This window comes from Rhodococcus sp. C1 (genome assembly GCF_020809065.1).
Classification (GTDB): Bacteria; Actinomycetota; Actinomycetes; order Mycobacteriales; family Mycobacteriaceae; genus Rhodococcus_F; species Rhodococcus_F qingshengii.
Map to the genome: position 1 here is coordinate 727,192 of NZ_CP078080.1, position 14,906 is coordinate 742,097.

Sequence of the window (14,906 nt, forward strand, 5' to 3'; positions counted from 1 at the left end):
CTGACCCGTTCGGCGCACTTCCCACATCTGAGGAGCTTGGCGAATGACCGAAGACAACTCGCGTCAACCCGGTGAACCATCAATAAGCGGTTCGCCCCAGTCGCACGGCATGTATTCACCGCCACAGAGCTATTCACCGACGCGATCTGCGTTCGTGGATATTCGGATCGGTGACTACACCCGCGACGGGACAGCCGCGGCACTGCTGTTCGTGTCGCTCTTCTTACCGTGGAGTGCGACCGTCGGAATAGCCCGCGTCGGTTCGAGTGCTCTTGTGCTGCTTCTGGTTCTGCCGACACTGCTGTCGCTGGCGTCGCTGTTACTGCCGTACGTGGCGCGACTCGGAATGCTCGGGCCGAATTGGAATGTCGGGCAGATACGTGTGCTGCGTCTGGTGGCCAACGGACCCCTCATTGCCACTGTTGTGGGTCTTGTCGTCTACGACGTCATTCGTGGAATGTTCCGATTCAGTGAGAGTTCGAGTACTTTCACCGGCAACGGGGTTGGCGCTGGAGCGTGGTTCGGGCTTGCCGGCGCCCTGCTCGCAGCTCAACCGCGCGCGGCCGAAATTCGCATCGACCCTCGAACCGCGCCGCGATGGTTGGCGTTGGTGAAGCCGCTTGTGTTTGTGGCTTGGGGGTCGTCAGTGGCCTCGGCGCTACTCGCGCTGATCTACATCCTGGTCTCCGTCAGTCGCTACCGATATTACGACGGGCCGCAGACATTCGAGAGCCTGATCGTTCTCTTCGTGTCGTCGGCCGTTCCGATCGTCGTGGTGGGTGTTGCGGCAGTCGGTCTCGCCAGACGGTTTGCGTCCTGGCGCCTCACCATCGCCGCGCTCGGCATCGCTCTCCTCGCAGCCGGATTACTCCACTCGATCAGCGAGGGCACAAGTGTCGAGCTGTTCCACACGGTCACGGCTAGTCCCTACTACGGCATCACGTTCTTGATTGCCGCAGCCGCAATTACATTCATTCCATTCGGTGTTGCGTCCGTCGGCGACGGGACGCACCCCGGATACGTCTGGCTCGCAGCGGCACGAAACGGCATGCTGTTGATCGCGGTGTGGAGCTTCGGTGTTGGATTCTCTCAGATCGCAATGGCAGCAACGCAATTTGGCATCGTGCCGTGGGGAGATGCGTTAGTGCTCGCTGTTCTCGCGATACTCTTCGGGATTCTTGCCGTTGTCGGAGTCAGATCACTGTCGCTTCGGTATTTTTCGCTCGACCCTCGCCCGTCACGCGAGGTCGGTCTCGGAGTCTGTCTCGGCTTGCTCGTCCTGATGATCGCTCGTCTCGTGGTGCAGTCGGCCATGTATGGCGAAATATATTACAGTGCATGGATATTCGATCTCGCCATGGCGATGCTGGTGGTTCTGGTTGCTCTCGCTCTCACAGTCTCACCGGCTGTTCGGAAATTGTATGCGGGGGTGCAACTGTTCGCGTCGGCCACCACGGTTACAGCTGCGATACCGAATCTCGGACAGCCCGTTCGGCCTTCGGGGCGTGCTCTCGAGGCTGCGGATCCGCGGACTCCGGCGGCGGTGCTGTTCGAGATTGCGTCGAGTTCGCCGGAGTTGCGGCCGGCGATTGCTGCGAATCCGTCGACGTACGACGATCTTGTGACGTGGCTCGAAGCGCTGGGTGATCCGGCTGTGGATGTGGCGTTGGACCGAAGGGCTGCTGGGCAATTCGGTCTACCTGAACCTGAACCTGAACCTGCGACCGAGACGTTCATTTCGAGCGGACCGGAGTCCAGCTCCAGCGGCGAAATTGTGCAACCGTTCGCACCGCGATCGGCCGTGCCGCAATTTGCCGTGCCGCCACCGGACCCGGGGTATGGGCCGACCGGCGTTCCACTCCGGCCTGGTGGGTTTCGGCCGGCCGGAGCCGGGATACGAGTTGCCGCGCGGTTCATCGATTTTGCCATTCTCGCAGTTGTGTCGGTCGTCGGCGGAATGATCTCCACCGCGACGCTCGGAAACGGATTCGACTTCGATTCCTACCGGACAAGTTCGGGTCTGATCGGCCTCATGATCGGGATCGGTTCGATCGTGTACTTCGTATGGGGAGAGTCGGCATTCGGGGTAACCCTGGGTAAACTCGCCCTCGGAATAGGCGTTCGCTCGGTAGGAGGTGCGCGTCCGGCCCTGGCGCAGTCCTTCAAACGGAATGCATTCGTGATCCCCATGTACCTCGGATCGGCTGTTTCGGCGTTGGCCATGCTCGGTAGTGGTGACGAGCTCGTCGGCATGCTGAATTCGTTGTCGTTGGGCAGTGTCGCGAGCATTCTCGGTTCTCTGGTAACAGTCGCTATTTCGATCGCGATCATCGTTTCGATCAGTAGCGCACCGGACGTCCGCGGCTTCCACGATCGGATGGCTGATGCCGTCGTCGTGGTCACCAGGCAGTGAGCGAGCACGCTTCGAGTGAAACAAGCACACCTTCAGGGCGTCAGCAGCTTCTTCTGGACCTTGCCCATAGCGTTGCGCGGCAAGCTGTCCACCAGACAAACCTGGCGTGGGCGCTTGTGGATCGACAGTGATTCGGCGACGAAGTCCGAAACCACAGCGCAGTCGGCTACGTCGCCGACGATGAAGGCGACTATGCGCTGGCCGAGATCGTCGTCCGGCATACCGACGACGGCGGCCTCGCGAACGCCGGGGTATGCCAGAAGTGCCTGTTCCACCTCGCCGGCACCGATGCGGTATCCACCGGACTTGATCATGTCGACCGACTCGCGACCTACGATGCGGTGGAATCCGCTGTCGTCGATCACCGCGATGTCGCCGGTGCGGAACCAGCCGTCTTCGGTCATGGATTCCGCTGTCTTCGAGGGGTTCCCGAGGTACTCGTCGAAGAGAACGGCGCCCGCAACTTCCAGTTGCCCAAGCTGCTCTCCGTCGTGCGCCGACAATTGGCCGTTCTCGCCGCGCAACCTCGTCCTGACTCCCGGAACGGCGTGCCCGACCCAACCCGGGCGACGTTCGCCGTCGTGCGTCGTGCTGACGGTGATGAGGGTTTCACTCATTCCGTAGCGCTCGACGGGAGCCAACCCGGTCAGCGATTTCATCCGCTCGAACAATGGAACCGGAAGTGGTGCACTTCCGGACACGAGCAAGCGCGCGGATCGCAATGCTGCTGCCGCCGAGGGATCACCGCACACGCGTGACCAGACGGTCGGAACACCGAAGTACAACGAGCCACCCGCTGCGGCATACGAATCCGGAGTTGGTCTGAAGGTATGAATCAGTGGCGAACCCACGCGCAAGGCGCCCAACACGCCGAGAATCAACCCGTGGACGTGGAAGAGGGGCAGTCCGTGGACGAGTGTGTCCTCTGGCGTCCAATTCCACACATGAGCGAGCGCGTCGAGATCCGCTGCGATCGATGCTCGCGAGAGGACAACGCCTTTCGGAGCTCCGGTGGTTCCTGAGGTGTACATGATCAGTGCGGTAGCTGCCGCGCTCGGTTCGGGATAGGACGTCGCAGATCGCGCGTGAATATCGATGGGAATCAACGGGATACTCGAATCCGACGGTCCGTCTCCGAGTATCAGTTCGGCCTGGGAATCGGCGATGATGTGCTGACGTTCGAGCGGGCCGGAGTCCGGCGGGATCGGGACCACGGCAACACCGGCGATCAGTGCGCCGGCGACGGCGACCACTGTCTCGAGGCCGGCGGCGGCTTGTACTGCCACTCGCTGTGCACCGTGGATTCGATCGGCGACCGCGGTGGCGGCGGCAAACAAGTCGGCGCGAGAGAGGGTTGCGCCTTCGCCGAAACTGACCGCCGCTCCGTGATCGTCGAAGATGCGGGGGTCGAGGGAGCGCAGAAGTGTGGATTCGCTGTTCATCGCGAGTTCCCTTTCTTTGAGCGAAGATTCAGACGGACCATGGAACAACGAACAGCAGCCAGGCGAGAATCGGCGTCACCACCATGATGGTCATGCCCCACCGCATCGTCAGCCCGAACACCACGTCGCGTTCTTCCGGAGCGGCGTTCGCGACCACCAGCGCGCCGTTGGTCGAGAACGGACTGCAATCGACCAGAGACGAGGAGATTGCCAGCGCGATGACCAGACCGGTTGCATTGACCTGACCGGTCATGAGGAATGGAATTGCCAAAGGGATGAGTGCGCCGAGGATTCCCGTGGTGGATGCAAACGCCGACACGATCGCGCCGATCAGGCAGATCAAGAAGGCTGCGAGAAGTGGAATCCCCACGTGTGCAACAGAATCCCCGAGCCACTGGACGGTGTTCTGGTTCTGCAGAAGAGCGACGTACGTGACGATTCCGCCGATGAGGAGCACGGTGCCCCAGCTGATCTTGTCGACGGCGCCGCGGGCGGAGGCAGGGAAGATCAGGGTGAGAAGTACCGCGACGGTCAGTGCGGTGAATCCGACGTCGAGGTCGAACACCAAGGCGCCGAGTGCAAGCGACGCCAGTCCGAGCAGGGTGAGTCGCCGCTCGAGGTTGAGTGCTCCCTCGTGCGGAGCGGTCCCACCCGAGGACTTGCCGCCACCCTTCGAGCTGTCGCCGGAACCCGAACCGGTGATGGTGTCGCCACCGCCAGACGCGTTGCCGACTGCGCTGACGAGCACGCGCTCCGAGGCGCCGCGTGCAATCAATGCGCGACCGCCGAACGAGACGTACGCGATTGCGGCAACAACGGCCGCGGCCGCGAAGGTCGAGACGAACAGCAAGGCCGGGCTCGACGGGAGGCCGTTCTGACGCATGACGTCGTTGGTGATCACACCGAAGATTCCGATAGGGGAGAAGCTGCCCGCCGTTGCGCCCTGGACGACCATGAAGCCCATCAGCATGGGGTGGATCCGGTAGCGGGTGGCGAAGCCCATTGCCACCGGCGCGATGATGGCGACGGCAGCGGGACTGACCGCGCCCATGGCGGTGACGGCCGCGCACACCGCGAACATCGCCCACGGCACGAGAGCCACTCGTCCTCTGACCGCCCGAACGGCCGCGTGAATGATCCAGTCGACCGTGCCGTTGTTTCTGGCCAGCGCGAACAGATAGGTGACGCCGACCAGGATGACGAAGAGGCTGGCCGGGAAGCCGTCGAGGATCTCGCTGGTATCGACGGTGAAGACCAGTGTTCCGACGACGAAGGCAGCCACCAGGGCGAGCGCACCCATGTTCACCGACCTCACGGTGGATATGACGAACACCAGGACAAGTACTGACAGGGCTATGACATTTGCCATCGAACTCTCAATCCGTTCGCGACCAGCTTGTGGTCTGCATCACTTGGAATTGGCCTAGCCTCTCTGCCACTGCTCCATTTGTCAAGTACACTCCGAGGCATGAATTCGACGTCATCGCCCAGCTCGCGCTCGGGCCTGCCCGGACGATTGAAGCGTCCGCGCCTGTACGAGCAGTTGGCCGAGCACATTTCGAATTTCATCGAGGCTCAAGGCCTTTCGCCCGGCGATCGGCTTCCTCCCGAACGCAGCCTGGCTGCCGAACTCGGCGTGAGTCGCGCGTCGCTGGCTCAAGCGCTCGTGGCCCTCGAGATTCGGGGCAGAGTCGAAATTCAGCACGGTAACGGTGCAGTGATTCGTGAAGCTCCGACGCCCGACGCGGGCCGCTCTGCGGACTCGGGAGTGCGGCTACAGGACCGAACCGTCGACGAACTGACTGCCGCCAGGGAGGCGATCATGGCCGGCCTGGCTCGGGCGGCGGCGTCGAATCCCAACGCTGCGCTTCGGGTCGCGATGTTGACCGACGACGGGACCGCGAGAAACTTCGCCGAGACATGGCGCTGCGTCAGGCACCTGGCCGGTGGCGGCTTATTGGCTGATCTCGACGACACCATCGCCAAGCAGGCGGACGTGCCCGAGTCCTCGGCGCGACTGTCTGCGCGACTCGATCAGCTCGCGCACCGGATCATCGACGGTGACCAATCGGGCGCCGCTGACGCTGTTGCGGGAATCCTCTCCGAAACGGCCTGACGAATAACGACGGACGAGCGTCGGAAAAGCGCACGATAACCACTATGAGCATGTTCGCTCACAGGAAACTGTGCTGCGACGTAGCCCGGGAACCTGATCGGCAATGCGCACGTTGAACACAGTGACGACCGTTCCAACCAAGCGGCACGGCCGCTGGCGGGCATCGATGGGGCCGATCGCGGTAACCTGCAGGTGTCCGGTTGGCAGCCGGAAGGCGACCTGGCAGACCCGCACTCTCGAAAGGACCGGCCACATCGGCCGACCTGTATGAACCGTAAGACTGTGTTCCGTAACGTGCTACTCGTAGCCGTCGTGCTGTTGGTGATCTATGCCTTCAGTTACTTCAGCAACGACACCCGCGACTTCAAGACCGTCGACACCTCGGTCGCGATCTCCCAACTCGACGCCAAGAACGTTGAGTCGGCGCAGATCGACGACCGTGAGCAGCAGGTTCGTCTGTGGCTCAAGAACGGCAACGACGCCACCGACGGTAAGACGCAGATCCTGGCGAAGTACCCCGCGAGTGCGTCGGAGCAGATCTTCGACAAGGTCGAAGGCGCCGGTGCGGACAAGTTCAACACGACGGTCACTCAGGAGAGCTGGCTGACGTCGATCCTTCTGTTCGTGCTGCCGATGATCATTCTGTTCGGCATCTTCTTCTTCGTCATGAACCGGATGCAGGGCGGCGGTGGTCGCGGCGGAGTCATGGGATTCGGTAAGTCGAAGGCCAAGCAGCTCACCAAGGACATGCCGAAAACCACGTTCGCAGACGTCGCCGGTGCGGACGAGGCTGTCGAAGAGCTGTACGAGATCAAGGACTTCCTGCAGAACCCGGCTCGCTACCAGGCGCTCGGCGCCAAGATTCCGCGCGGTGTGCTGCTGTACGGCCCTCCCGGAACCGGTAAGACGCTGCTCGCTCGCGCTGTCGCAGGCGAAGCCGGCGTCCCGTTCTTCACCATCTCCGGCTCGGACTTCGTCGAGATGTTCGTCGGTGTCGGTGCTTCGCGTGTTCGCGACATGTTCGAGCAGGCCAAGCAGAACAGCCCCTGCATCATCTTCGTCGACGAGATCGACGCCGTCGGTCGTCAGCGCGGCGCAGGACTGGGCGGCGGACACGACGAGCGCGAGCAGACACTCAACCAGTTGCTCGTCGAGATGGACGGCTTCGGCGATCGCACCGGCATCATCTTGATCGCCGCAACCAACCGCCCCGACATCCTCGACCCCGCACTGCTGCGTCCGGGACGCTTCGATCGCCAGATTCCGGTCGGCGCCCCCGACCTCGCCGGTCGCCGCGCGATCCTGCGCGTGCACTCGCAGGGCAAGCCGATCGATCCCAACGCCGACCTCGAAGGTCTCGCCAAGCGGACCGTCGGAATGTCGGGTGCTGATCTCGCCAACGTCATCAACGAGGCTGCGCTGCTCACCGCACGCGAAAACGGAACCGTCATCACCGAAGCCTCGCTCGAGGAATCGGTGGATCGTGTTGTCGGTGGACCGCGGCGTAAGAGTCGCATCATCAGCGAGCACGAGAAGAAGATCACGGCGTACCACGAGGGTGGTCACACGCTGGCTGCTTGGGCAATGCCTGACATCGAGCCGGTCTACAAGGTCACGATCCTCGCTCGCGGACGCACCGGCGGCCACGCGATGACCGTGCCCGAGGACGACAAGGGTTTGATGACGCGTTCGGAGATGATCGCTCGTCTCGTCATGGCAATGGGTGGACGCGCCGCCGAGGAGTTGGTGTTCCACGAGCCCACCACCGGAGCGTCGTCCGATATCGACATGGCGACCAAGATCGCCCGCGCGATGGTCACCGAATACGGCATGAGTGCCAAGCTCGGCGCGGTTCGCTACGGACAGGAGGGCGGGGATCCGTTCCTCGGCCGTTCGATGGGCGTTCAGTCCGACTACTCACACGAGATCGCCCGTGAAATCGACGAAGAGGTGCGCAACCTCATCGAGGCAGCGCACACCGAAGCGTGGGCAATCCTCAACGAGTACCGCGATGCGCTCGACCTCATCGCTACCGAACTGCTCGAGCGTGAGACGTTGACTCGCAAGGACCTCGAGAAGATCCTTGCCGGCGTCGAAAAGCGTCCGCGCATCACGGCTTTCAACGATTTCGGTGGGCGCACGCCTTCGGATCGTCCGCCGGTGAAGACTCCTCGCGAACTCGCGATCGAGCGCGGCGAAACCTGGCCGGAGCCCGCTGCCGCACCTGTTCTCGTCAAGGCAGGCGCACCCAACAGCGGTGCCCCCAACGGCGGTGTCCCCAACAACGGTGGTCTCCCCAACAACGGCAACCAGGGGCCCTCGAACGGCTACGCACAGCCTTCGTACCCGCAGCCGAGTGCTCCGCAGCAGACTCCGCAACCGGGGACACCCGACTACGGAGCGCCCGCCGGATGGTCGGCACCGGGTTGGCCTCCGCGTGAGAACCCGTCGCCGACGTACCCCGGACAGCAGTCGGGTGGGTACACCGGTGGACAGAATCCGACCCCGCCGAACCAGTCGCAGGGCCAGTACGGTCAGCCCCAACACGGTCAGCCCCAGCCCGATCAGGGGCAGTACGGCCAGCCGCACCCGGGACAGCAGGCGTACCCGGAGCAGCCGCACCCCGGCCGTCGTTACCCCGCGCAGCCCGACTACCCGGTGCAGTATCCGGACAGTGGACCCTTCGCCGATCCGAACCGGGGAAACCCGTCGGGTGAAAACCAGTGGCAGAGCCCCGCACCGGAACAGCCGCAAACTCCTCCTCCGCATCATTCGGCTGAGGACGAGGGACCGAGCACCGTTCGCTGGGACGGACCGGACGGATCTCGCTGACCTTGCGCCACTAGGCTCTGCGGCGGGGGACCTGTGAACAATTCTCGAGGAGAGTTCGGTTGTCGGTGAATGATGTGGCCAGTGAACTGGTGTCGCTCGGAACGGGCCGCCCGTTCGATCAGGCGCGGGCAGAGGCTGCCGTACGGGAATTGTTGATCGCGGTCGGGGAAGATCCGGAGCGCCCAGGCCTGCTCGATACGCCGGCCCGGGTTGCGCGCTCGTACAAGGAGATCTTCGCGGGTTTGTACTCCGAGCCCGACGACGCGTTGAACACGACTTTCGACGAGGGTCACCAGGAGTTGGTGCTCGTGCGAGACATTCCGATGTTCTCGACGTGCGAGCACCACCTGGTGTCCTTCCACGGTGTTGCTCACGTTGGCTACATCCCGGGAAAGTCGGGCAAGGTCACCGGTTTGTCGAAGCTTGCGCGCGTCGTCGACCTGTACGCCAAGCGTCCGCAGGTTCAAGAACGCCTGACCAGTCAGATCGCGGACGCATTGATGCGCAAGCTCGACCCGCGTGGAGCCATCGTCGTCATCGAAGCCGAGCATCTGTGCATGGCGATGCGCGGTATCCGCAAGCCCGGAGCCAGCACGACCACGTCTGCGGTTCGTGGGCTCCTGCAATCCAGCGCGGCCTCACGGTCCGAAGCGCTGGACCTCATCCTGCGTAAGTGAGCAAGATGTCCGCGGCTCCCGTTGCAGGCAGCGATCCGGCCCGGATGGTCGTGATGGGGATTCTGAACGTCACCTCCGATTCGTTTTCCGACGGTGGTCAATTTCTCGATCGTGACGCGGCGATCGCTCGCGGACTCGAACTGCAACGCATCGGCGTCGACATCGTCGACGTCGGCGGCGAGTCGACGCGCCCCGGAGCCACCCGTGTCGATCCGAAACTCGAGGCGGACCGAATTGCCCCGGTGATCGAAGAACTCGTGGCAGCCGGAATTCGCGTCAGCGTCGACACGATGCGTGCTTCCGTTGCCGCCGCCGCGATCGAAGCGGGCGCAGGCATCGTCAACGACGTATCGGGTGGTCGCGCAGACCCCGACATGGCCTCCGTTGTGGCCGACGCCGGAGTGCCCTGGATCCTCATGCATTGGCGCTCGGCCGGTGACTACGTCCATCGTGGCAGCGCCGATCACTACGACGACGTGGTCCGCGACGTCCGTGACGAACTGCTGTCGCAGGTCGATCTGGCGTTGAAGGCAGGGGTCGATTCGTCGTCGATCATCCTCGACCCCGGCCTCGGGTTCGCTAAGAACGCCGACCACAACTGGGCACTGTTGCGCGCACTACCCGAGTTCAACGCGACCGGATTCCCGGTACTGGTCGGCGCTTCCCGAAAGCGGTTCCTGGGGTCTCTGCTCAGCGATCCCGACGGCAATCCGCGTCCACCTGGTGGCCGCGAGACTGCGACGGCCGTGGTCTCCGCCCTTGCAGCGCGCGAAGGCGCCTGGGGAGTTCGGGTGCACGACGCACAAGCTTCGCTCGACGCCATTGCCGTGGTCGACGCCTGGAACCGTGGACGAGAAAGGGCCTGACATGGGGGACCGAATCGAATTGCGCGGACTGAAGGTTCGCGGCAATCACGGAGTGTTCGACCACGAGAAGCGTGACGGTCAGGACTTCTTCATCGACATCACCGTATGGATGGACTTGGCTCCCGCCGCGGCGTCGGACGACCTGACGCAGACCCTGCACTACGGCGAGTTGGCGGAAGCCGCCGCAGCGATAGTCGCCGGCCCGTCGCGCGATCTCATCGAGACCGTCGCCGCGGAGATCGCCGACGACGTCATGAAAGATTCGCGAGTCGAGAGCGTCGAGGTTGTTGTCCACAAACCGTCGGCACCGATTCCGCTGGTTTTTGCGGACGTCGCCGTCGTCGCACATCGGACCCGATCGGCATGACGCGCGCTGTTCTGTCGATCGGTTCCAACATCGGCGACAGCGTGGCTCACCTGCAGTCCGTTGTCGACGGGTTGGGCAGCGCCGTCGTTGCTGTCTCACCGGTCTACTCGACCGCGCCGTGGGGTGGCGTCGAGCAGCAGGATTTCTACAACGCGGTGGTGGTGGTCGACGATCCCGAAGCCGATGCCGCTGAATGGCTTCGCCGCTCGCAAGCTCTCGAGGAAGCCGCAGACCGGGTGCGCGAACAGCGGTGGGGGCCACGGAGCCTGGACGTGGACGTAGTCGACTGCGAAGGCGTCGTCAGTTCCGATCCCGTGCTCACACTTCCGCATCCGCGCGCGCATCTTCGGGCATTCGTTCTCGTTCCTTGGCTGGACGTCGAGCCTGACGCGACGCTGATCGTCGACGGCCAGAAGTTGCCGGTGGCACAAATTCTCGACGGCCTCGATCGCACTGAGCGCGAAGGTGTCCGCATTACCGATGTGGTGCTTGCGCGGTGACCGAAAACGACAAGGGTTTGAAGCCGACCCGGATCAGTGAACTCGCGGTACTCGCCGCAGTGGCGGCCGTGGCCACCTGGATTCTGATTCGCGTGTTCTACGGTTCGATGCCGCCCATCCCTGTTTATGCGGGAGCGTCGCTGTACTTCGTGGCCGTTGCCGAGGCCGTCTTCGCTTTTGTCATTCGTTCACGCGTCAAGAACCGGCAGGTCGGCGACGGGCTCAGACAGCTTCATCCGATCACCGCCGCCCGAGCGCTGGCATTGGCCAAAGCATCCGCTTTGGTCGGTTCAGCTACCGTCGGTGTCTGGGTCGGAGTGCTGGTGTATCTCATCCCACAGCGCTCGGTTCTGCAGGCTGCAGCCTCCGACACGCCGGGCGCGTGGGTGGGGTTGGGCGCCGCAATTGCGCTGGTAGCGGCAGCTCTGTGGCTCGAACATTGTTGCAAGACGCCGGAAGATACACCTGACGAGCCTGCGCACTGACAGCCTGGTCGGCAAATCACCCACCGAGGTACGTGGCGACCCCGGTCTCGGCAAGTACCCTGGCAACCATGACAAATTCTGGTCGATCGAAGTCTGCGCGCCGAAGCAAGCGCAGCGCGAGCCAGATGATCATTGCTGCTCTTCTGGCACTTGCTGTCATTGCTTCGCTGTTTCTGATTTTCAGTAACAGCGTTCAGCTTCTTCGGGTGGGTCTGGTCGTCGCTCTGTGGGCAGCCACCCTCGGCGCTATCGCCATGACCAAGTATCGGCGTGAGTCGGCACTGGACAAAGCCAAGGTTGCCGATCTGCAGACCGTGTACGAACTGCAGCTCGAACGTGAAATTTCTGCTCGACGCGAGTACGAACTGAGCGTCGAAGGTCGCGTGCGACGTGAGGTGACCGCGGACGCGGAGGAGCTGGCCGGGTTGCGCGCCGAATTGGTGGCGCTGCGCCGAAACCTCGAAGCACTGTTCGAAGGTGGGCTGCTGCCCGAACAGACCGCGCTCAAGACCGATTCGACGCGAGTGCCGGAACTTGGCGGTAGTTCGTACGGCGCGTACCAGCCGGCACCGTCGGGGTTGTACGTTCCCGGCGCCGGCCAGAGCGGGCCCAGCCAACCGGCACCGAACGTCGGCGGCTTGGCTTCGCCCAACGACGATCCGGTGACTGCTGAGACAACCGTCGTGTTCGCGGAGACGTCGTGGCGTGACAGCAGCTTCGTGGCGCCGCGCGTCATCCCGACCCAGAAGTCTCGAGAGACGCAGAAGTCACAAGAGACGCAGAAGTCACAAGAGACGCAGAAGCCCCAGAGCGGGAACCAAGCACCGAGTTCTCCGGTGAGTTCCTCGCCGACACGAACGGTGAAAGACGTTCCGGTGAAGAAGGATTCGGAGCCGGTCGCGCCGGTCGAGCCTGAAGTCAAGGCTCCCGCCCAGGCCCCGAACATCGAAGATGCCGTCATCGAAGACGCTGTCGTCGAAGAGGTGCCCGAGGTTGTTCCCGCGGTTGTTCCCGAAGCTGTCGCGGAAGCTGAACCCGAATCCGCTGCGGAGCCTGACGCGGAGCCGCGACGTCGTCGCCGTGCTGCCCCGGAAGATGCCGCCAGTGGTGCTCATTCCAACGGATTGACCGTCGCCGAAATCATGGCAAACCTGAGTTCGAACAACCCGTCCGAAGGCTCCGGTCGACGCCGTCGCCGAGAGGACTGAGTCGCAGATCACTCGCCCGGCCATGGCATGACGGTTCGGGCGAAGGATATCCTCGGACGCAGAACGTCTGGTACCCGCCGAGCGGGACTGGAACGAACGAGAGGAATCCGGTGACTTCCTTCGGGATCACTAATGGACCTGCACCTGCGCGATTGACGGTAGGAATTGTCTCCGCAGGCAGGGTCGGAACAGCTGTCGGTGCCGCATTGGAGCGAGCCGGTCATGTTGTCAGCGCTTGCTCCGCCGTCTCCAGCGCCTCGGTTGCCCGCGCTGTGAAGCGGCTTCCCGATACCGAAATTCTTCCGGCCGCCGACGTCGCAGCTCGTTCCGAGTTGCTGATTCTCGCCGTTCCTGACGATCAACTTGCGGATCTTGTTCGAGGTCTGGCGGCCACCCATGCCGTCAAGCCGGGCACGCTCGTCGCCCATACGTCCGGTGCCAACGGGATCGCGATCCTGACTCCACTCACCGAACTGGGCGCACTACCCCTGGCTATCCATCCGGCGATGACGTTCACCGGTCACGACGAGGACACCGCACGGCTGTCGTCGGCATGCTTCGGAATCACCGCTGCCGACGACATCGGTTACGCGATCGCGCAGTCACTGGTCCTCGAGATCGGCGGCGAGCCCGTCCGAGTGCGCGAGGAGAACCGCGCGCTCTACCACGCCGCACTGGCTCACGGCAGTAATCACCTGGTCACGCTCGTGGTCGACGCCGTCGAGGCCCTGCGAGCGTCGTTGCAAGGTGACGAGCTGCTCGGTCAGCAGTTGGTCGACGGCGATCCGGGTGGAGTGGCCGAGCGAGTCCTGCAGCCGCTGCTGTCGGCGGCCTTGGACAACGCGCTACGACGCGGTCCCTCGGCGTTGACCGGCCCGGTGGCACGCGGCGACGCTGCTGCTGTCGACACACATTTGCGCGTACTGACAGACCTGGATCCGGAGCTCGCTGCCGGCTATCGGGCGATGTCCTTGCGATCGGCCCAGCGGGTGGGCGCCCCCACCGAATTGTTCGACATCTTGACTGAAACGGGAGGTGACCGTCGTGAGTGATCTGCAGGGCGGATACAAGCGCGGCGAACTGACGGTGCACCACGATCCGGACAAGCTTCGGCGCGTCTCGCGGGCACTGCGAGGTGTCGGGCGTCAGGTGGCGCTCGTTCCGACGATGGGTGCGCTGCATGCCGGCCACATCGAACTGGTTCGTCAGGCCAAGGTCACCGGCGCCGTCGTGATCGTTTCCATCTTCGTGAACCCGCTCCAGTTCGGTGCCGGTGAAGACCTGGACGCGTACCCGCGCACTCTCGATGCGGATCTCGACCTGTTGCGCGCCGAGGGCGTCGAATTGGTGTTCGCGCCGAGCGCCAAGACGATGTACCCGCGTGGTCAGCGCACCACCATCGTGCCGGGCCCGTTGGGTAGCGAACTCGAAGGCGGAGCGCGCCCCACTCACTTCGCGGGAATGCTGACGGTAGTGGCGAAGTTGCTGCAGATCGCGGTACCCAATCACGCGTACTTCGGTGAGAAGGACTACCAGCAGCTGACGCTCATCCGTCAGATGGTGTGGGATCTCAACTTCGATGTACAGATCATCGGAGTTCCGACGGTTCGCGAGTTCGACGGTCTCGCGTTGTCCTCTCGCAATCGCTACCTCGACGAGAACCAGCGCGCGGCAGCGGTCGCGCTGTCCGCCGCTCTGATCGCCGGTGCACACGCGGCGGCTGGGGGAGCGGAAGCAATCCTGGAAACCGCACGCGCTGTTCTGGCAGCTGTTCCGGAAATCGAGGTCGACTACCTCGAGGTTCGGGGCGTCGATCTGGGCCCCGCGCCCGAGCGAGGTGACGGTCGACTGTTGGTGGCCGCCAAGCTCGGAACCACCCGTTTGATCGACAACGTCGGTGTCGCGGTGGGAACCGGCTTCCTCGAGCGTGACACCGACCCATCCGCCGACGCCATCGACGACCTGCTGTCTCACTGAGCACTTTTCACGAGTAAGGACCT

13 protein-coding genes are annotated in these 14,906 nt (G+C 63.5%); 11 read left to right on the forward strand and 2 right to left on the reverse strand.

The genetic code is table 11. The annotated features are described in order from the left end of the window. Positions 1-43: 43 nt before the first annotated feature. A complete protein-coding gene (locus tag KTR60_RS03330) occupies positions 44-2,413 on the forward strand; it encodes an RDD family protein (RefSeq protein WP_228401852.1) in 2,370 nt (789 codons plus the stop codon). 32 nt (positions 2,414-2,445) lie between these two features. Here the strand turns inward: KTR60_RS03330 and KTR60_RS03335 are convergent, their stop codons facing one another. Next, complete coding sequence (locus tag KTR60_RS03335) at positions 2,446-3,855, reverse strand: acyl-CoA synthetase (RefSeq protein ID WP_073512064.1); 1,410 nt, start codon at positions 3,853-3,855, stop codon at positions 2,446-2,448. Between the two features lie 28 nt (positions 3,856-3,883). Further along, positions 3,884-5,224, reverse strand: coding sequence for an SLC13 family permease (locus tag KTR60_RS03340; RefSeq protein WP_003945503.1), 1,341 nt, complete (start codon positions 5,222-5,224; stop codon positions 3,884-3,886). A gap of 99 nt (positions 5,225-5,323) precedes the next feature. Here KTR60_RS03340 and KTR60_RS03345 point away from each other — a divergent pair, with 99 nt between their 5' ends. The 10 genes from KTR60_RS03345 to panC all read left to right on the forward strand — a co-directional run bounded on the left by KTR60_RS03345 (position 5,324) and on the right by panC (position 14,883). Then, positions 5,324-5,971 carry a FadR/GntR family transcriptional regulator gene (locus KTR60_RS03345; RefSeq protein ID WP_228401853.1) on the forward strand — a complete coding sequence of 216 codons (648 nt, stop codon included), beginning with the start codon at positions 5,324-5,326 and terminating at the stop codon, positions 5,969-5,971. 267 nt (positions 5,972-6,238) lie between these two features. Continuing rightward, positions 6,239-8,803: an ATP-dependent zinc metalloprotease FtsH gene (ftsH, locus tag KTR60_RS03350; protein WP_058039266.1), complete on the forward strand. Its 2,565-nt coding sequence runs from the start codon at positions 6,239-6,241 to the stop codon at positions 8,801-8,803. Between the two features lie 59 nt (positions 8,804-8,862). Then, positions 8,863-9,480, forward strand: a complete 618-nt coding sequence (gene folE / locus KTR60_RS03355) for a GTP cyclohydrolase I FolE (protein WP_019746783.1) — start codon at positions 8,863-8,865, stop codon at positions 9,478-9,480. Between the two features lie 5 nt (positions 9,481-9,485). Continuing rightward, positions 9,486-10,346, forward strand: coding sequence for a dihydropteroate synthase (folP, locus tag KTR60_RS03360; protein WP_047269727.1), 861 nt, complete (start codon positions 9,486-9,488; stop codon positions 10,344-10,346). 1 nt (position 10,347) lies between these two features. Next, positions 10,348-10,713, forward strand: coding sequence for a dihydroneopterin aldolase (gene folB / locus KTR60_RS03365; protein ID WP_003945780.1), 366 nt, complete (start codon positions 10,348-10,350; stop codon positions 10,711-10,713). Further along, the gene (gene folK / locus KTR60_RS03370; protein WP_007727001.1) at positions 10,710-11,213 is read left to right on the forward strand and encodes a 2-amino-4-hydroxy-6-hydroxymethyldihydropteridine diphosphokinase; all 504 of its coding nucleotides are present in this window, start codon (positions 10,710-10,712) and stop codon (positions 11,211-11,213) included. Before folB ends, folK begins: the two co-directional genes overlap by 4 nt. Positions 11,214-11,230: 17 nt before the next feature. Continuing rightward, a complete protein-coding gene (locus tag KTR60_RS03375) occupies positions 11,231-11,698 on the forward strand; it encodes a DUF3180 domain-containing protein (protein ID WP_153213529.1) in 468 nt (155 codons plus the stop codon). A gap of 68 nt (positions 11,699-11,766) precedes the next feature. Beyond that, the gene (locus KTR60_RS03380; protein ID WP_228401854.1) at positions 11,767-12,906 is read left to right on the forward strand and encodes a DUF6779 domain-containing protein; all 1,140 of its coding nucleotides are present in this window, start codon (positions 11,767-11,769) and stop codon (positions 12,904-12,906) included. Positions 12,907-13,016: 110 nt separating this feature from the next. Then, complete coding sequence (locus tag KTR60_RS03385) at positions 13,017-13,958, forward strand: Rossmann-like and DUF2520 domain-containing protein (protein WP_003945822.1); 942 nt, start codon at positions 13,017-13,019, stop codon at positions 13,956-13,958. Then, positions 13,951-14,883 carry a pantoate--beta-alanine ligase gene (gene panC / locus KTR60_RS03390; RefSeq protein WP_180279602.1) on the forward strand — a complete coding sequence of 311 codons (933 nt, stop codon included), beginning with the start codon at positions 13,951-13,953 and terminating at the stop codon, positions 14,881-14,883. The genes KTR60_RS03385 and panC overlap by 8 nt, the downstream gene beginning before the upstream one ends. Positions 14,884-14,906: the final 23 nt, after the last annotated feature.